Here is a 16,664-nt window from a genome sequence, read left to right as displayed (position 1 = left end):
GTCACAGCGCCGCGCTGAGGCGGCGGATCTCCTCGTCGAGGATGCGGTGGTTGTCGGCGTAGTCGATCGCCAGGTCGATCAGGTGCACGCCGCCGGCGTCCAGCGCCTCGCGCAGCGCGGCGGCGAACGCGCCCGGCGTCTGCGGCCGGTGGCCGCGCGCGCCGTGCGCTTCGGCGAAGGCGACGAAGTCGGGATTGCCGAACGACATGCCGAAGTCGGCGAAGCCCATGTCCGCCTGCTTCCAGCGGATCATGCCGTAGCCGTCGTCGCGCAGCAGCAGGATCACCAGGTCGAGGCCGAGCCGCACCGCCGTCTCCAGTTCCTGCGCGTTCATCATGAAGCCGCCGTCGCCGCACACCGCCACCACCTTGCGGTGCGGGTGCACGATGCGCGCGCCGATCGCCGAGGGCAGGCCGGCGCCCATCGTCGCCAGCGCGTTGTCCAGCAGGACGGTGTTCGGCTGGCGTGCGCGGTAGTAGCGGGCGAACCACAGCTTGTACATGCCGTTGTCGAGGCAGAGGATGCCGTCGTCCGGCATCGCCTTGCGCGTCTCCGCGACCAGCCGCACCGGGTGGATCGGGAAGCGCTCGTCGTCGGCGTGCTCCCGCAGATGGCGGTTCAGCGCGTCGCGCACGCGGGCGAAGAAGTCGAAGTCCCAGTGCGGCTGCGGCTGCAATGCGTCGTGCAGCGCCTGGATGGTGCCGGCGATGTCGCCGACCACCTCCAGCTGCGGGAAGTACACGCTGTCCACTTCCGCCGGCGAGAAGTTGATGTGGATGACGGTGCGTCGGCCCTTGTGCATGAAGAACGGCGGCTTCTCCACCACGTCGTGGCCGGCGTTGATGATGCAGTCGGCGGCGTCGATCGCGCGGTGCACGAAGTCGCCGTCGGAGAGCGCGGCGTTGCCGAGCCACAGCGGGTGCTCCTCGTCGATCACGCCCTTGCCCATCTGCGTGGTGAAGAACGGGATGCCGAGCTTGTCGACGAAGGCGCGCAGCATCTGCGCGGTGCGCTGGCGATTGGCGCCGGCGCCGATCATCAGCAGCGGGCGTCGCGCGGCGCGGATCGCCGCGGCCGCGCGCTCCAGCGCCTTGGGATCGGCGGCGGGGCGGCGCGCGTACTCGGTGGGCAGCAGCATCGGTTCGGCGACGTCGTCGCGGGCGATGTCCTCGGGCAGCTCGAGGTGCACGGCGCCAGGGCGTTCCTCCTCGGCGCGACGGAACGCCTCGCGCACGCGCGCGGGGATGGTCGCCGCCGAGACGATCTGCCGCGTGTACTTGGTCAGCGGCTGCATCATGTCGACCACGTCGACCAGCTGGAACAGGCCCTGCTTGTGCTGGCGGATCGGCTTCTGGCCGGTGATCATCAGCATCGGCATCGCGCCGAGCTGGGCGTAGGCGGCGGCGGTGACCAGGTTGGTGGCGCCGGGGCCGAGCGTGGAAAGCGCGACGCCGGCCTCGCCGGTCAACCGCCCCAGCGTCGCCGCCATGAAGCCGGCCGCCTGCTCGTGGCGGGTGACGATCAGCTCGATCGACGAGGTGCGCAGCGCTTCGACGAGGTCGAGATTCTCCTCGCCCGGCACGCCGAAGATGTACTTCACGCCCTCGGCCTCGAGGGCCTTCACGAACAGCTCGGCGGCCTTCATGCGCGGCGGCTCCCTGCGGCGGTCATCGAAGCCGATCTGCGGGCGCCGCGCGGCGGCTTCAACCCTTCGCGCGCACGGCGAGATGCAGCTCGCCGTCGGCGAGGCGCGCGCGCAGCGCGTCGCCGACATCCGCGGCGGCGACCGAGCGCAGCACGCGGCCCTGCGCGTCGAACAGGATCGCGTAGCCGCGCTCCAGCGTCGCCAACGGACTGATCGCGTGCAGCGTGCGCGCCAGTTCGGCGAGGTACCGCGCGCGCCGTTCCAGGCCGCGGGCGATCGCCGTCTGCAGGCGCTGGCGCAGCGCCTGCAGTTGCGCGGCGTGCGCGCGCAGGCGCGCCTGCGGGTGCTGCAGGCCGAGACGCGCGTGCAGGCGCGCCAGCGCCGCCGCGCGCGCATCGACGGCATCGCGTTCGGCGTGGCGCAGCCGCGCCAGCAGCGCCGCCAGCCGCTCGCGGCCCAGCGCCAGCCGCGCCTGCGGACGTTGCGTGCCCAGCCGCGCCAGGCGCCGGTCCAGGCCTTGCGCCAGCGCCTCCAGACGGCGGCGCATCAGCAGCGCCAGGCGGTCGCGGCGCTGCGCGAGCTGGTGGGCCAGCGCGGCGCGGTCGGGCACCAGCAGCTCGGCGGCGGCGGACGGCGTCGGCGCGCGCAGGTCGGCGACGAAATCGGCGATGGTGTAGTCGATCTCGTGGCCGACCGCGGACACCACCGGCACCGGGCAGGCGCGGATCGCGCGCGCCACGTCCTCGTCGTTGAACGCCCACAGGTCTTCCAGCGAACCGCCGCCGCGGGTCAGCAGCAGCACGTCGTAGCGGCCCGAGGCGCCGGCGCGGCGCAGCATCGCGGCGATCGCCGGCGGCGCCTCCTTGCCCTGCACCGGCACCGGCAGCACGTCGACCTCGACCAGCGGGAAACGGCGGCGGATCACGCTCAGCACGTCGCGCACCGCGGCGCCGGAGGGCGAGGTGATCACGCCGATGCGGCGCGCGAAGCGCGGCAGCGCGCGCTTGCGCGCGGCGTCGAACAGGCCTTCGGCGGCCAGCCGCGCCTTCAGCGCCTCGAACGCGCGGCGCAGCGCGCCTTCGCCGGCTTCCTCCATGTGCTCGACGATCAGCTGGTAGTCGCCGCGCGGCTCGTACAGGCTGACCCGCGCGCGCACCAGCACGTGCATGCCTTCCGCCGGACGAAAGCGCAGATACGTGCTGCGCGGCTTGAACATCGCCGCGCGCACCTGCGCGGCGGCGTCCTTCAGGGTGAAGTAGAGATGCCCCGAGGCGGGGCGCGAGACGTTGGACAGCTCGCCCTCCACCCACACCAGCGGGAAGGCGCCCTCGAGCAGGTCGCGGGCGCGGGCGTTCAGCGCGGAAGGCGTCAGCACTTCCCGCGCGCGGCGGGTGGCGTCGAGATCGGTCATGGTGTGCGGGCCGGGCGGATCAGGTTAGCACGGACCGCGAGGCTCGCCTTCGCGGCGCGCGCGCCGCCGCAGCGCGCGCGAGCGCGCCGCCAGGCCGATCGCCAGCCACAGCGCCAGCACGGCCAGCGGCCAGGCCAGCACGCGCGGCCACAGCGCGAACACGATCGCCAGCGCGCACAGCAGCGTCGCCGCGCCCAGCAGCGGACCGGCCTCGGCGGCGCCCAGCTCGCGGCGGTCGGCCAGCGCGGCGCCGACCGCGTTGGCGAAGCGCATCGCGCTGGCCGCAGCGCGGCTGGAGCTGCCGCTGGCGCGGTGCGGGCGCCGCGGCGCGGGCAGCGTGCGCCGCGGCCGGCGGCGCGCGGACAGCACCACCTCGGTGGCGTTGCCGAGGTCGCGCTCGTACTGCGCCGCCAGCGCGGCGGCGAAGCCGGCGTCTTCCACGGCGACGTCCAGTTCGCAGTTGCCCATCCAGCTGGCGGCATTGAGATTGGTCGAGCCGACCCGCGCCCACTGCTCGTCGGCGACCGCGGTCTTGGCGTGCAGCATCGAGCCGTTCCATTCGAACACGCGCACGCCCGCCTCGAGCAGCGGCCGGTAGCCCGCGCGCGACAGCGCCGCCACCACCGGCACGTCGCTCGCGCCCGGCACCAGCAGGCGCACGTCGACGCCGTCGCGCGCGGCGGCCGCCAGCGCCTGCACGTAGCTGGCGACGCCGACGAAGTAGGCGTCGGTCAGCCACAGCGTCCTGCGCGCCATGGCGGCGATCAATTGGTCGAGGCGCAGCATGCCGGCGGTGCTGGGCTGCGTCGCGATCACGCGCAGGGCGATGCCGCCGGCGGGCGGAACGGCGGACGCGGGCGCCGGCGGCAAGGGCGGGCCGAGACCCGCCCAGATCTCGGCGAACGCGCGTTCCAGTTCGGCCACCGCCGGGCCGCGGATCGCCACGCCGGTGTCGCGCCACGGCGCGACGCCGCGCGCGGGGTTGCCCAGCCACTTCGCGCTGAGGCAGACGCCGGAGACGAAGCCGACGCGGCCGTCGACGACCAGCAGCTTGCGATGGTCGCGGCTGATCCAGCCGAACGGGCTGGCCGCGTGCGGCGGGTTGTACACGCGCACCTCGCCGCCGGCGGCCAGCAGCGGCTGCCAGAAAGACGCGCGCGACTGGCCGAGGCAGCCCAGCCAGTCGCGGATCACGGCCACGCGCACGCCGGCGCGGGCGCGTTCGGCGAGCGCGTCGCGGAATTCGCGGCCGACGGCGTCGTCGCGCACGATGTAGTTCTCCAGCAGCACGCAGCGCTGCGCGCCGCGGATCGCGGCCAGCCAGGCCTCGAAGTGCGCGGCGGCATCGTGCAGCAGTTCGACGGCATTGCCGTCCACCAGCGGCGCGCCCGCGGCGCGGCTGAAGGCCTGCGCGGCCAGCAGGCGGGCAGGGGCGGTGGCTAGAGCGGCGGACATGGCCGAAAGTCTAGCCGCGGCTGCGGTCCCGCGGCGCGGCGATCTGCGACAATGCGGCGATGGACCAGCGCGCACCCACGCCGGAACGGATCGCCGACATCGACGCCTGCGTCGAACGCATCCTCGACCGCACCGCCGGCGACCTGCGCATCGCCGCGCCGCTGGGGCTGGGCAAGCCGGTGCCGCTGCTGAACGCGCTGTACCGCCGCGTCGAACGCGATCCGGCGCTGCGGCTCACCCTGTTCACCGCGCTGTCGCTGACGCGGCCGCGCGCCGCGCCCGGCCTGGAAGCGCGCTTCCTCGGACCGTTCCTCGAGCGGCACTTCGGCGCCGACTGGGAAGACCCCGCCTGGGCCATCGCCGAGCGCGAGCGGCGGCTGCCGGCGAACGTGCGCGTGCACGAGTTCTACATGCAGTCCGGCGCGCTGCTGCATTCGCCGCGCGCGCAGCGCGACTACATCAGCCTCAACTACACGCACGTCGCCCGCGACCTCGCCGGACAGGGCATCAACGCGATCGTGCAGCTGGTGGCGCTGCGCGAGGACGCCGACGGCCTGCGCATCAGCCTGTCCAGCAACCCCGACCTCACCGGCGACCTGCTCGACTGCCTCGAGGCGGAAGGCCGGCCGCGGCCGCTGCTGGTCGCGGTGGCGCATCCCGGGCTGCCGTTCCTCGAAGGCGGCGCGGAAGTGCCGGCGGCGACGTTCGACCTGCTGCTGACGCCGCCGGGACCGCCGCCGCGCCTGTTCGCGCTGCCGCGCGAGCCGGTGGATGACGTCGAGCATGCGATCGGCATGCACGCCAGCGCCCTGGTCGCCGACGGCGGCACGCTGCAGATCGGCATCGGCGCGCTTGCGGATGCGTTGGTCGGCGCGCTGCTGCTGCGCCAGCGCCACAACGCCGACTACCGCGCCCACCTGGCCGCGCTGGACGCCGGCGGCAACACGCGCGGGCTGGCCGCGCGCGTGGGCGGGCTGGAGCCGCTGGCGCAAGGGCTGTACGGCGCCAGCGAGATGGTGATGGACGGCTTCATGCACCTGCGGCGCGCCGGCCTGTTGCGGCGCGAGGCGTTCGACGACCTCGCGCTGGAGCGCGCCCTGGCCGCCGGCGTGATCGGGCCGCGGCTGGACGCGGGCGCGGCCGAGCGCCTGCACGCGCACGGCGCGCTGCCCGACCGCATCGATGCGTCGGAGCTGGCGCGTCTGCAGCGCTTCGGCCTGCTGCCGCGCGAGGCGCGCCTGCGCGACGGCGCGATCGCGCTGCCCGACGGCGCGACCATCCCCAGCGACCTGCGCGATGCCGCCGCGCGCGCCGCGCTGGGGCGCGCGCTGGACGGTCGCCGTCTCGCCGGCGGCCGCTACCTGCGCGGCGGCTTCTTCCTCGGCTCGGCGGAGTTCTACGCCTGGTTGCGCGCGCTCGACGGCGAGGACCGCGCCGGTTTCGAGATGACGCGCATCTCCGCGGTCAACCGGATCCACGGGGGGCACGCGCAGCTGGATATGCTGCAGCGGCGCGGCGCGCGCTTCTTCAACACCTGTATGATGGCCACCATGCTCGGCGCCGCCGCCTCGGACACGCTGGAGGACGGCCGCGTGGTCAGCGGCGTCGGCGGCCAGTACGACTTCGTGGCGATGGCGCACGCGCTGCCGGACGGACGCTCGGTGCTGCTGCTGCGCTCCACCCGCGCCGACCGCGGCACGCTGCGCTCCAACATCCTGTGGAGCCACGGCCAGGCGACCATCCCGCGCCACCTGCGCGACCTGCTGGTCACCGAGTACGGCGTGGCCGACCTGCGCGGCAAGACCGACGAGGAATGCATCCTCGCCATGCTGGCGGTCACCGACGCGCGCTTCGTCGACGGCCTGGTCGCCGAGGCGCTGCGCGCCGGCAAGCTGGCGCGCGACTTCCGCGTGCCCGACGCCTGGCGCGCCAACACGCCGCGGCGGCTGGCGGCGGCGCTCGCCGCCGGGCGCCGGCAGGGCCTGTTTCCCGCGTTCCCGTTCGGCAGCGATTTCACCGACGCCGAGCTGGGTCTGCTGCCGGCGCTGGGCTGGCTGCGCGCGCGGGGCGCGACGCCGCGCGGACGCCTGGGCCTGCTGCTGCGCGCGCTGCTGCCGCGGCGCGCCGATGCGAGCGCCCGTCCCCTGCTCGAACGCATGCGGCTCGACGCGCCGCGCGGCGCGGGCGAGCGCCTGCAGCGGCGCCTGCTGCTGGCGGCGCTGCAGGCGGCGGCGCGCGCGCGGCAAGGGTGAAGGGCGCGGGCCGGGCGAGACGGCCGTCGCCGCCCGCGGCCGCGGCGTTCTACACTGCGCGGGTCCGGCGCCGAGGGGGCCCGGGCCGGGCAGGGGACTGTGCGGATGCGCGGGCGCCGATGAACACCACCTACGAACAGCTGGTCGAGGACCTGCCGCCGCGCTCGTCCCCACGCGGCGACGCGCCGACCGGCGCGCGCGACGTGCGCGAGCGCGTCGCGCATCTGCCGCTGGCCAGCCCGGAACTGGCGGCGCGCGAGATCGGCACGCTGCTCGAGGACATGCTGCGCTCGCTGTGGACGGGCGGCGAGCGCATCGAGGCGCTGGAGGCGCTGCGCGTGCCGCTGGCCGGCCTGTGCGACGGCTACGAGCGCCAGTTGCAGAACGAGAGCCACCCGCTGCCGACGGCGAAAGTGCGGCTCGCCGAGACCGCGCTCGAATTCCAGCGCCGGCTGGCCCGCAACTACGCGCTCGCCGTCCACGAGCTGTGTTCGCCCGCCGGCGGCGTGCCGCTGCTGAAGCGGCGCGTCGTGGCGCTGGCGCTGGTGCGTGCGCTGGGGCACGCGCGCCTGGCGTTGCTGTGGTCGTACCGCCTGTACCGCACGCCGCCCGCGGGACTGTGGCGGCAGTTGCACGCGCTGTACCGCTTCGCCGCGGAGTCGGGCCTGGAGACGCGGCGCGCCGAAGACGTCGCCGCGTCCGATGCCTTCGCCGTCGACGCGCGTTCCGCGTACGCGCACGCGCTGCTGCTGGCCCTGTCCAATCCGTACCGCTACAGCCTGCGCGAGCTGGGCGACGCCGAGGCGCTGACGCGCTGGCTGGCGCCGCACGCCGCGATCGGCGTGCTGCGCGGCGACGGCGCCGCTTTCGCGCTGGACACCGACGCCGATCGCGGTCCCGGCTACCTGCCGGAAGAACGCCAGGCCGGCAGGGCCGGACAGCTCGCCCTCGACGTCGCGCCGGCGCTGGCCTTCCTCGCGCGCGAGGCGACGCTGCGCCCCGGCGCGAACGAGGCGCTGGTGCTGCGCACCCGCGATCGCGGCGCGCTGACGCTGGGCCGCGCCTTCATCGAGCGCGCCGTCCACGGCTGGGCCGGCGGCGCGGCGCCGCGCGAGCATGCCCGCATCGGCGCCGTGCACGAGCTGGACACGGTGATCGGCATGCACGGCCTGCACTACATGCTGGCCGGGCGCGTGGATTTCGACCACTTCATGCACGAGGTGCGCGGCGCGGCGATCACGCTGGGCGAACAGGCGCATGCGGCCTCATGGGCGGCGGCGGGCGGCGATGCCGCGCGCCTGACGACGCAGCGCGCGCGGGTGATCGACCAGAGCCTGGGCGGCTATCGCCTGCTCTGGAATGCCGGCACGGCGGTGCGCACGCGCATCGGCGAGCTGGTCGGCCTGGCGCTGCCGCCGGTGGAGGGCGAGCCGCAGGAATGGATGGTTGGCGTGCTGCGCTGGCTGCGCGTCGACGGCGACGGCCAGGTCGACGCCGGCGTCGAACTGCTGGCGCGGCGCGCGCTGGCGGCCGGCGTGCGCACGCTCGCGGGCGGCGCGGCCAGCGCGCCGATGCGCGGGATACTGCTGCGCGGCGATGCCGGCGACGCCACCGAGCTGCTGGTGCCCGCGCTGTTCGACCGCTCCGCGCGCCTGCTCGAGGTCGCCAGCCAGGGGCTGCCCGACGACTGGCGCGCCGCGCCGCGCGTCGAGCGCTGCCGTGTGGCGGAGGTGTCGGAAGCCAGCGGCGCCTACTATCGCGTATCCTTGGCGCCGTCAGCCGCCGCTGCAGCCGGCGGCAGCCGAGAGAACTGACGGAATCCGCCATGATCGAACACGTCCGGCCCGCGGCGCGACGGCCCAGCGTCGCCGTGCGCGTGGGGCAGGTGAGAGTGGGCGGCGACGCGCCCGTCGTCGTCCAGTCGATGACCAATACCGACACCGCCGACGTCGTGGCGACGGCGAAGCAGGTCGCCGAGCTGGCGCGCGCCGGCTCCGAGCTGGTGCGCATCACGGTGAACACGCCGGAAGCCGCCGCGGCGGTGCCGCGCATCCGCGAGCGCCTCGACATGATGGGCGTCGACGTGCCGCTGGTCGGCGATTTCCACTACAACGGCCACCAGTTGCTGGCGCAGGAGCCGGCCTGCGCGGAGACGCTGGCGAAGTACCGCATCAATCCCGGCAACGTCGGCTTCGGCAAGAAGAAGGACGCGCAGTTCGCCGCGATCATCGACATCGCGCTGCGCCACGCCAAGCCGGTGCGCATCGGCGCCAACTGGGGCTCGCTGGACCAGGCGATGGTCGCCGCGCTGATGGACGAGAACCACGCGCGCGCGGAACCCTGGGACGCCGCGCACGTCGCGCGCGAGGCGCTGATCCGCTCCGCGCTCGACTCCGCGCGCCGCGCCGAGGAACTCGGCATGCCGCGCGAACGCATCATCCTGTCGTGCAAGGTGTCCGGCGTGCAGGAGCTGATCGCGGTGTACCGCGACCTCGCCGCGCGCTGCGACTACGCGCTGCACCTCGGCCTGACCGAGGCCGGCATGGGCTCGAAGGGCATCGTCGCCTCGACCGCGGCGCTGGCGGTGCTGCTGCAGGAAGGCATCGGCGACACCATCCGCATCTCGCTGACGCCGGAGCCGGGCGAATCGCGCACGCGCGAGGTGGTGGTCGCGCAGGAACTGCTGCAGACCATGGGCCTGCGCGCGTTCACGCCGCTGGTGACGGCCTGCCCCGGCTGCGGGCGCACCACCAGCACGCTGTTCCAGGAACTCGCCAAGACCGTGCAGGAGCACGTGCGCGCGAAGATGCCGGAGTGGCGCGTCAAGTACGACGGCGTCGAGAACCTCACCCTCGCGGTGATGGGCTGCGTGGTCAACGGCCCGGGCGAGTCCAAGCACGCCGACATCGGCATCTCGCTGCCCGGTACCGGCGAGGCGCCGGCCGCGCCGGTGTTCATCGACGGGCAGAAGGCGCAGACCCTGCGCGGCGACAACATCGCGCAGGAGTTCGTCGCCATCGTCGAGGACTACGTCGCGCGCAAGTACGTCGCGCGCGGTGGCTAGTGCGGTATCCCGCGAGTCGCGCGAAGGAATTCCCGATGGGTTTCGTCGCGAGACATGTGTGGCGCAAACGCGTGCGCGCATGCACTGTGGAGCGGCGGGCGTGTACGCCGCATCCCGGCTTGCCGACGTCGGCGCGGCACGGTTAGGCTGCGCGGATCGCGGAGGCGGTCCATGGATGCCGTACCCCCTTTCATCGTCGCCATTCCGGCGCGCTACGGGGCCACCCGTTTGCCGGGCAAGCCGCTGCGGCTGCTGCGCGGCGAGCCGCTGATCCTGCACGTCGTGCGCCGCGCGCTGGCGGCCGGCGCCGCCGAGGTGGTGGTGGCGACCGACGATGCGCGCATCGTCGAGGCACTGCGCGGCCAACCGGTGCTGGTCTGCACCACGCGCGCCGACCACGCCTCCGGCAGCGACCGCCTTGCCGAATGCGCGGCGCGCCACGGCTGGCCGGACGACACCATCGTCGTCAACCTGCAGGGCGACGAGCCGTTCGCGCCCGCCTCCGGCATCCGCATGGTGGCGCGGGCGCTGGCCGAGGACGAGGCGCCGATGGCGACGCTGGCGACGCCGATCGTCGAGGCCGCACAACTGTTCGATCCCAACTGCGTCAAGCTGGTGCGCGGCGCCGACGGGCGCGCGCTGTATTTCAGCCGCGCGCCGCTGCCGTGGGCGCGCGATGCCTTCGCGCGGTCGCGCGAGCGTTTGCCGCAGGGCATCGAGTTCCTGCGCCACATCGGCATCTACGCCTATCGCACCGGCTTCCTGCGGCGCTTCGCCACGCTGCCGCGCACGCCGCTGGAGCAGGCCGAGTCGCTGGAACAGCTGCGCGCGCTCGAACACGGCTTCGCCGTCGCCGTGCGGCTGGCACCGGAGCCGTTCCCTCCGGGCGTCGACACCGAAGAGGATCTGGCGCGCGCCGCCGCGGCGCTGGGGGCGCAGCCTTGAGCGGCGGCATCCTGTTCGTATGCCTCGGCAACATCTGCCGCTCGCCGCTGGCGGAGGCGGTGGCGCGCGCCGAGTTCGCGCGGCTCGGCCTCGCCGTGCCGGTCGCCTCCGCCGGTACCGGCGACTGGCACGTCGGCGGCGGCGCGGATCCGCGCGCGCTCGCGGTCGCCGCGGAAGCGGGCTACGACCTCGGCGCGCATCGCGCGCGCCAGGTGCGCGCCGAGGATTTCGCGCGCTACGAGCGCGTGCTGGCGATGGACCGCGCCAACCTGCGCGCGCTGCAGCGGCTGGGAACGGATGCGCCGAACCCGCCCGCGCTGTTCCTGGAGTACGCCGGCTTCCCCGCGCCGCACGAGGTGCCCGACCCGTACACGGGTTCGCTCGACGACTTCCGCGCGGTGCTGGCGCTGGTGCGCGGCGGCGTGCTGGCGCTGGCGCGCGCCTGGGGCGCGCGCGTGCCGGAAACGGCCGCCGCGGCGCTGCGGCGCCCATGAACGGCCGTCGCGCCGCGGCGGAGTTTCCCGCCGATCTCGCCTGGGTGAACACGTGCGAGCCGCCGTGCCTCGCGGATTCGCGCGGCCGCGTGGCGCTGATCCATTTCTGGAGCTACGACAGCGTCCACTGCATCAATCAGCTGCCGATGCTGCGCCAGCTCGAGAACAAGTACCACGACGGGCTGAGCGTGTTCGGCGTGCACGTGCCGAAGTATCCGGCGCAGCGCGACGGCGCCGCGGTGCTGAAGGCGGTCAACCGCCACCACGTGCGCCACCCGGTGGCCAACGACGCCGACTGGGCGCTGTGGCAGGCGCTCGGCATCGACGCCTGGCCGACGCTGCTGCTGTTCGATTGCGAGGGCGCGCTGGCGGGCCGCTACGTCGGCGAAGGCTGGCAGGCCGAGATCGACGCCGCCATCGGCGCCCTGCTGGACGACGCCGCGGCGCGCGACCTGCGCCAGTTCGATCCGGCGCCGGTGGCGTTCCGCCCCGAGCCGCGCATGCCGCTGCGCTTCCCCTCGCACGTGCTGGCGACGCCCGACCGGCTGTACGTCAGCGACAGCGCGCAGAACCGCATCCTCGAATGCACGCACGACGGCCGCATCCTGCGCCAGTTCGGCTCCGGCAATCCGGGCCACTGGGACGGCCGCCTCGCCGAGTCCGGCTTCCGCCACCCGCAGTCGATGGTGCGCGTCGACGACGTGCTCTATGTCGCCGACACCGGCAACCACTGCGTGCGCCGCATCCGTCTCGACAGCGGCGCAACCGACACCGTGCTCGGCAACGGCAGCGTCGGCCGGCAGCGGCCGCAGGTGGGCTGCCGGCCGGATGCGATCGGCATCAGCGCGCCGAGCGGACTGGCGGCGGCCGGTGAGCGGCTGTACGTGGCGCTGGCCGGACAGCACCAGGTATGGCGCCTCGATCCCGTCCGCGACCGCGTCGATCTGCTGGCCGGCAGCGGCCTCGCCGGCGGCGGCGACGGCCCGGCGTTCGACGCCAGCTTCGCGCAGCCCTCCGCGCTGGCGCTGTTGCCGGGGCGCCTGCTGGTCGCCGACGCGGCCGGCAACGCGATCCGCCAGGTGCGGCTCGCCGACGGCATGGTCGGCACGGTGGCGGGAGGCGGCGCCTACCGCTGGGGCTGCAGCGACGGCCGCGGCGAGGCGGCGCGGCTGGCGCATCCGCTCGGCATCGCCAGCGACGCGCAGGGCAACGTCTACGTCGCCGACACGCTCAACGACCGCGTCTGCCTGCTCGACGTCGCCACCGGCATGCTGGCGACGCTGCAGCTCGACTACCGCTTCCGCGAGCCGCACGGACTGTCGGCGGCCGCCGGCGCGCTGTGGGTGGCGGACCGCAACGCGCACAGCGTGGTGCGCGTCGACATCGCCAGCGGCGCCTGCCGCCGCATCGGCATCGGCGAGTAGCTCGGCGCGCTGCCCGCGCGGATCGCGCCGGCTACAATGCGCGGATGGCTTCTCCCTCCGCGCCGGCCTTCGACGGCAAGGCCTTCGTCCGCACGCTGAGCACTTCTCCCGGCGTCTACCGCATGTTCGACGCCGCCGGCGAGCTGCTGTACGTCGGCAAGGCCAACAACCTGCAGAAGCGCGTCGGCAGCTACTTCAGCAAGGCGCTGGAGTCGCGCATCGCGGTGATGGTGTCGCAGATCGCGCGCATCGAGGTGACGTTGACGCGCACCGAGGGCGAGGCGCTGCTGCTCGAGTCGCAACTGATCAAGTCGCTGCGGCCGCGCTACAACATCCTGCTGCGCGACGACAAGAGCTATCCGTACATCCACCTCTCCGACGGCGACTATCCGCGCATGGGCTTCCATCGCGGCGCGCGCACCGGCAAGGGCCGCTACTTCGGCCCGTTCCCCAGCGCCTACGCGGTGCGCGAAAGCCTCGACCTGATGCAGAAGCTGTTCAAGGTGCGGCAGTGCGAGGACAGCTACTTCCGCAACCGCTCGCGGCCCTGCCTGCAGTACCAGATCGGCCGCTGCAGTGCGCCTTGCGTGGGCTACATCCCGGTCGAGGACTACCAGCGCGACGTGCGCCACGCCACGATGTTCCTCGAGGGACGCAGCAGCGCCGTGATCGACGAGCTGGCGGCGGCGATGGAGCAGGCCAGCGCGGCGCTGGACTTCGAGCGCGCGGCGCGCCTGCGCGACCAGGTCGCCGGCCTGCGCAAGATCCAGGCGCATCACTATGTGCAGGGCGCGACCGCCGACATGGACGTGCTGGCCTGCCGCATCGAGGCGGGCGTGGCCTGCGTGTCGGTGCTGTACTTCCGCAACGGCATCAGCCTGGGTTCGCGCGACTACTTCCCGCGGCTGCCGCTGGATGCCACGCCCGGCGACGTGCTCGGCCAGTTCGTCGCGCAGTACTACCTCGACAAGCCGGTGCCGCAGGAGTTGATCCTCAGCGACGCGCCGGACGACGCCGACGTGCTGGCGGAAGCGCTTTCCGCGCACGCCGGCCACGCGGTGGCGGTGAAGACCAGCGTGCGCGGCGCGCGCGCGCGCTTCCTGGAACTCGCGCTGCGCAACGTGCAGGCGGCGCTGCTCGGCCGGCTGTCCAGCCGGCAGACGCTGCACGCGCGCTTCGAGGCGCTGCGCGAACTGCTCGATCTCGACGAGACGCCGTGCCGGCTGGAGTGCTTCGACATCAGCCACACGCTCGGCGAGGCCACCGTCGCCTCGTGCGTCGTCTATGGTCCCGAGGGCCCCGACAAGTCGCGCTACCGCCGCTTCAACATCGCCGGCGTCGCCCCGGGCGACGACTACGCCGCGATGCGCCAGGCGCTGACCCGGCGCTTCCGCCGGTTGGCGGAAGGCGAGGGCGAGGCGCCGGACGTGCTGCTGATCGACGGCGGCCAGGGCCAGGTCGCGCAAGCGCTGGACGTGCTGCGCGAACTCGGCCTCGGCGACATCGCCGTGGTCGGCGTGGCGAAGGGGCCGGCGCGCAAGGCCGGCGACGAGACCCTGGTGCTGGGCGCCGGCGGCCGCTCCCTGCAGCCGGGACCCGAATCGGCCGCATTGCACCTGATCCAGGCGGTGCGCGACGAGGCGCACCGCTTCGCCATCACCGGGCACCGCAAGCGCCGCGAGGCGGCGCGCGAGCGCAGCGCGCTGGAGGACATTCCCGGCGTGGGCGCGCAGCGGCGCGGGGCGCTGCTGCGCGCGTTCGGCGGACTGGCCGGCGTGGCCGCCGCCGGCGTGGACGAGCTGATGCGCGTGAAGGGCGTCAGCCGGTCCCTGGCGGAGCGCATCTATGCGGCCTTCCACGGCTGACGCGCGGCGGCGCCGCGTGCGAAACTCGACGGCGCCCTTCGTCGCCGCAACCACGCCGCCGCCTGCATGCGTCTGAACCTGCCGACCTGGCTGACCCTGTTCCGCATCTTCCTGCTGCCGGTGATGGTGGTGGCGTTCTACGCGCCGTTTCGCGGCGCCAACGTGGCGGCGGCGGCGGTGTTCGTGCTGGCCGCCGTCACCGACTGGTTCGACGGTTACCTGGCGCGCCGCTTCGATCAGGTGTCGGCGTTCGGCGCGTTCCTCGATCCGGTGGCGGACAAGCTGATGGTGGCGGTGACGCTGTTCCTGCTGGTGCAGAACCATCCGACCGCGCTGCTCGCGGTCACCGCGGCGGTGATCGTCGGCCGCGAGATCGCCGTGTCCGCGCTGCGCGAGTGGATGGCGCACGTCGGCGAGCGCGCGCGCGTGCGCGTCGCGCTGCTCGGCAAGTTCAAGACCGCGCTGCAGATGGTGGCGCTGGTGGTGCTGCTGCTGCAGCACGACTCGGAGACGCTGCGCCTTTACCACGTCGGCGAATCGCTGCTGGTGCTGGCCGCGGTGCTGACGATCTGGTCGGGTTTCGCCTACATGCGCGCGGCCTGGCCGGTGCTGGGCAACGGGCGCGGCGCGAGCGGCGCCTGAGCGGCGCGCAGGGTGTTGACACCCCTGCAGGCATCCGTAAACTAGGCGGTCTCGCGCGGGAATAGCTCAGTTGGTAGAGCACGACCTTGCCAAGGTCGGGGTCGCGAGTTCGAGTCTCGTTTCCCGCTCCAGTTTTCCGACAAAACCTCGGTGCGCCGAGGTTTTGTTTTTTCGGAGTCCCGCGGCTAAGCTCGCGGCGACGCGCGCCACGGCCAGGTGGCAGAGTGGTCATGCAGCGGCCTGCAAAGCCGTGTACGCCGGTTCGATTCCGACCCTGGCCTCCAAGACGTTTCGACATGCACCGTTCACGGCGCGCGCCACGCAGGTGGCGCGCGCTTTTCGTTTCTGCGCCCGGGTGGCGAAATCGGTAGACGCAGCGGACTTAAAATCCGCAGGCTTGACCGCCGTGCCGGTTCGAGTCCGGCCCCGGGCACCATCTTCGCGGATCGACCGAAAGCCGTCGTCGCCGCGCTCGTCCCGATGCCGGATGGCACGGTTGCAAAGACGCCGCGTACCGCATAATTTCGGGCGCAGGCAGACACCTTGAGGAGGGGGAAGGTGCCGTGATCCGCGTAGTGCTGGTGGACGACCACGAGCTGGTCAGGACCGGGTTCCGTTTCATCATCGAGAAGCAGCCCGACATGCAGGTGCTCGGCGAGGCGGGCAGCGCGGAGGATGGTCTGCGGCTGATCCGCACGCATCGTCCCGACGTCGCGCTGGTGGACGTGCACATGCCCGGCATGAGCGGCGTGGAGCTGACCGAACGCGTGCGCCGCGCGCGCCTGCCGACGCAAATCGTCGTCCTGACCGTGGTCGAGGACGCGCGCTTCCCGCGCCGCCTGCTCGACGCCGGCGCGCTCGGCTATCTGACCAAGGGCTGCAACGCCGACGAGCTGGTGCGCGCGGTGCGCCAGGTGGCGCAAGGCCATCGCTATCTCGCCGCTTCGGTGGCGCAGCAGCTTGCGCTGTCGACGCTGGACGGCGCGGAGTCGCCGTTCGAGGCGCTGTCCGTGCGCGAACTCGAGGTGGCGATGATGCTGGTGCGGGGCAAGCCGGTGAACGCGATCGCGGCGCAGCTGCACTTGAGCGCGAAGACGGTGTCGACCTACAAGCAGCGCCTGTTCGACAAGCTGGACGTGGACAACCCGATCGCGCTGGCCCATCTGATGAGCGCGCACGGCCTGCTCGACCCGCAGGCGGAGGGCTTGCGCCGCTGACCGACCGGCGCCGCATCGTCCGGTGAAAGCGAAACGCCCGGCTTGCGCCGGGCGTTTGCGTTTGCTCAGACGTCCTCGTTCGTCGGCTTGGGCGGCGCGTCCGCGGCCGACACGGCGGCGGGCGCCTCCGGCTGCGGCGGCCGCACGGCTTCCGGCAGCAGCGACCCCTGCTGCGGCGCGACCGGCGCCGGCGGCACGGCCAGCGTGGGCTGCGGCGGCAGTGGAGCGGGCGCCGGCGGCACCGGCCCCA

General features: G+C 73.7%; 12 protein-coding genes, 3 tRNA genes and 1 pseudogene. 12 read left to right on the top strand and 4 right to left on the bottom strand.

Annotation, left to right across the window (positions count from 1 at the left end; all coding sequences use genetic code 11):
- Nucleotide 1 precedes the first annotated feature (1 nt).
- The 3 genes from MBSD_RS00080 to MBSD_RS00070 are packed head-to-tail and all read right to left on the bottom strand — an operon-like array spanning nt 2 to nt 4,511.
- On the bottom strand, nt 2-1,645 hold the full coding sequence (locus MBSD_RS00080) for an acetolactate synthase large subunit (protein WP_062533930.1): 1,644 nt from the start codon (nt 1,643-1,645) through the stop codon (nt 2-4).
- Between the two features lie 58 nt (nt 1,646-1,703).
- On the bottom strand, nt 1,704-3,056 hold the full coding sequence (gene xseA, locus MBSD_RS00075; RefSeq protein ID WP_062533889.1) for an exodeoxyribonuclease VII large subunit: 1,353 nt from the start codon (nt 3,054-3,056) through the stop codon (nt 1,704-1,706).
- Nucleotides 3,057-3,080: 24 nt separating this feature from the next.
- Nucleotides 3,081-4,511, bottom strand: a complete 1,431-nt coding sequence (locus MBSD_RS00070; RefSeq protein WP_062533887.1) for a phospholipase D-like domain-containing protein — start codon at nt 4,509-4,511, stop codon at nt 3,081-3,083.
- Between the two features lie 59 nt (nt 4,512-4,570).
- On the opposite strand from MBSD_RS00070, the gene MBSD_RS00065 reads away from it, so the two are divergent.
- The 12 genes from MBSD_RS00065 (at nt 4,571) to MBSD_RS00010 (ending at nt 16,414) form a co-directional block, all read left to right on the top strand.
- The gene (locus MBSD_RS00065; RefSeq protein ID WP_062533885.1) at nt 4,571-6,763 is read left to right on the top strand and encodes an acetyl-CoA hydrolase/transferase C-terminal domain-containing protein; all 2,193 of its coding nucleotides are present in this window, start codon (nt 4,571-4,573) and stop codon (nt 6,761-6,763) included.
- Between the two features lie 119 nt (nt 6,764-6,882).
- Nucleotides 6,883-8,577, top strand: a complete 1,695-nt coding sequence (locus MBSD_RS00060; protein ID WP_062533884.1) for a hypothetical protein — start codon at nt 6,883-6,885, stop codon at nt 8,575-8,577.
- An 11-nt stretch (nt 8,578-8,588) separates the two neighbouring features.
- On the top strand, nt 8,589-9,827 hold the full coding sequence (gene ispG / locus MBSD_RS00055) for a flavodoxin-dependent (E)-4-hydroxy-3-methylbut-2-enyl-diphosphate synthase (protein WP_062533883.1): 1,239 nt from the start codon (nt 8,589-8,591) through the stop codon (nt 9,825-9,827).
- 171 nt (nt 9,828-9,998) lie between these two features.
- On the top strand, nt 9,999-10,772 hold the full coding sequence (gene kdsB, locus MBSD_RS00050) for a 3-deoxy-manno-octulosonate cytidylyltransferase (RefSeq protein ID WP_062533881.1): 774 nt from the start codon (nt 9,999-10,001) through the stop codon (nt 10,770-10,772).
- Nucleotides 10,769-11,266, top strand: coding sequence for a low molecular weight protein-tyrosine-phosphatase (locus tag MBSD_RS00045; protein ID WP_062533879.1), 498 nt, complete (start codon nt 10,769-10,771; stop codon nt 11,264-11,266). Before kdsB ends, MBSD_RS00045 begins: the two co-directional genes overlap by 4 nt.
- Nucleotides 11,263-12,690 (top strand): thioredoxin-like domain-containing protein, encoded by a 1,428-nt coding sequence (locus MBSD_RS00040; protein ID WP_062533877.1) that lies wholly within the window; start codon nt 11,263-11,265, stop codon nt 12,688-12,690. The genes MBSD_RS00045 and MBSD_RS00040 overlap by 4 nt, the downstream gene beginning before the upstream one ends.
- A gap of 44 nt (nt 12,691-12,734) precedes the next feature.
- Nucleotides 12,735-14,555, top strand: a complete 1,821-nt coding sequence (gene uvrC, locus MBSD_RS00035) for an excinuclease ABC subunit UvrC (protein ID WP_062533875.1) — start codon at nt 12,735-12,737, stop codon at nt 14,553-14,555.
- A gap of 66 nt (nt 14,556-14,621) precedes the next feature.
- Nucleotides 14,622-15,197 carry a CDP-diacylglycerol--glycerol-3-phosphate 3-phosphatidyltransferase gene (gene pgsA, locus MBSD_RS00030; RefSeq protein ID WP_062533868.1) on the top strand — a complete coding sequence of 192 codons (576 nt, stop codon included), beginning with the start codon at nt 14,622-14,624 and terminating at the stop codon, nt 15,195-15,197.
- A 55-nt stretch (nt 15,198-15,252) separates the two neighbouring features.
- Nucleotides 15,253-15,328 (top strand) — tRNA-Gly (locus MBSD_RS00025).
- A gap of 79 nt (nt 15,329-15,407) precedes the next feature.
- Nucleotides 15,408-15,481 (top strand) — tRNA-Cys (locus MBSD_RS00020).
- A 65-nt stretch (nt 15,482-15,546) separates the two neighbouring features.
- A tRNA-Leu gene (locus MBSD_RS00015) sits at nt 15,547-15,633 on the top strand.
- A gap of 127 nt (nt 15,634-15,760) precedes the next feature.
- Complete coding sequence (locus MBSD_RS00010) at nt 15,761-16,414, top strand: response regulator (RefSeq protein WP_062533866.1); 654 nt, start codon at nt 15,761-15,763, stop codon at nt 16,412-16,414.
- 65 nt (nt 16,415-16,479) lie between these two features.
- On the opposite strand, the pseudogene MBSD_RS15860 reads toward MBSD_RS00010, so the two are convergent.
- Nucleotides 16,480-16,664, bottom strand: a pseudogene (locus MBSD_RS15860) (hypothetical protein); the annotation flags it as partial.

Origin of the sequence: Mizugakiibacter sediminis, assembly GCF_000953855.2 — a bacterium.
Taxonomy (GTDB): Bacteria; Pseudomonadota; Gammaproteobacteria; order Xanthomonadales; family Rhodanobacteraceae; genus Mizugakiibacter; species Mizugakiibacter sediminis.
The sequence above is the reverse complement of the archived record's forward strand: the minus strand, read 5'-3'. Positions and strand labels throughout refer to the sequence as shown.

Bases quoted from the DNA above. Each gene is read 5' to 3' on its own strand.
- MBSD_RS00080 (WP_062533930.1), bottom strand. From the start codon at position 1,645: ATGAAGGCCGCCGAGCTGTTCGTGAAGGCCCTCGAGGCCGAGGGCGTG.
- pgsA (WP_062533868.1), top strand. From the start codon at position 14,622: ATGCGTCTGAACCTGCCGACCTGGCTGACCCTGTTCCGCATCTTCCTG.
- MBSD_RS00070 (WP_062533887.1), bottom strand. From the start codon at position 4,511: ATGTCCGCCGCTCTAGCCACCGCCCCTGCCCGCCTGCTGGCCGCGCAG.
- uvrC (WP_062533875.1), top strand. From the start codon at position 12,735: ATGGCTTCTCCCTCCGCGCCGGCCTTCGACGGCAAGGCCTTCGTCCGC.
- MBSD_RS00040 (WP_062533877.1), top strand. From the start codon at position 11,263: ATGAACGGCCGTCGCGCCGCGGCGGAGTTTCCCGCCGATCTCGCCTGG.
- xseA (WP_062533889.1), bottom strand. From the start codon at position 3,056: ATGACCGATCTCGACGCCACCCGCCGCGCGCGGGAAGTGCTGACGCCT.
- kdsB (WP_062533881.1), top strand. From the start codon at position 9,999: ATGGATGCCGTACCCCCTTTCATCGTCGCCATTCCGGCGCGCTACGGG.
- MBSD_RS00060 (WP_062533884.1), top strand. From the start codon at position 6,883: ATGAACACCACCTACGAACAGCTGGTCGAGGACCTGCCGCCGCGCTCG.
- MBSD_RS00065 (WP_062533885.1), top strand. From the start codon at position 4,571: ATGGACCAGCGCGCACCCACGCCGGAACGGATCGCCGACATCGACGCC.
- ispG (WP_062533883.1), top strand. From the start codon at position 8,589: ATGATCGAACACGTCCGGCCCGCGGCGCGACGGCCCAGCGTCGCCGTG.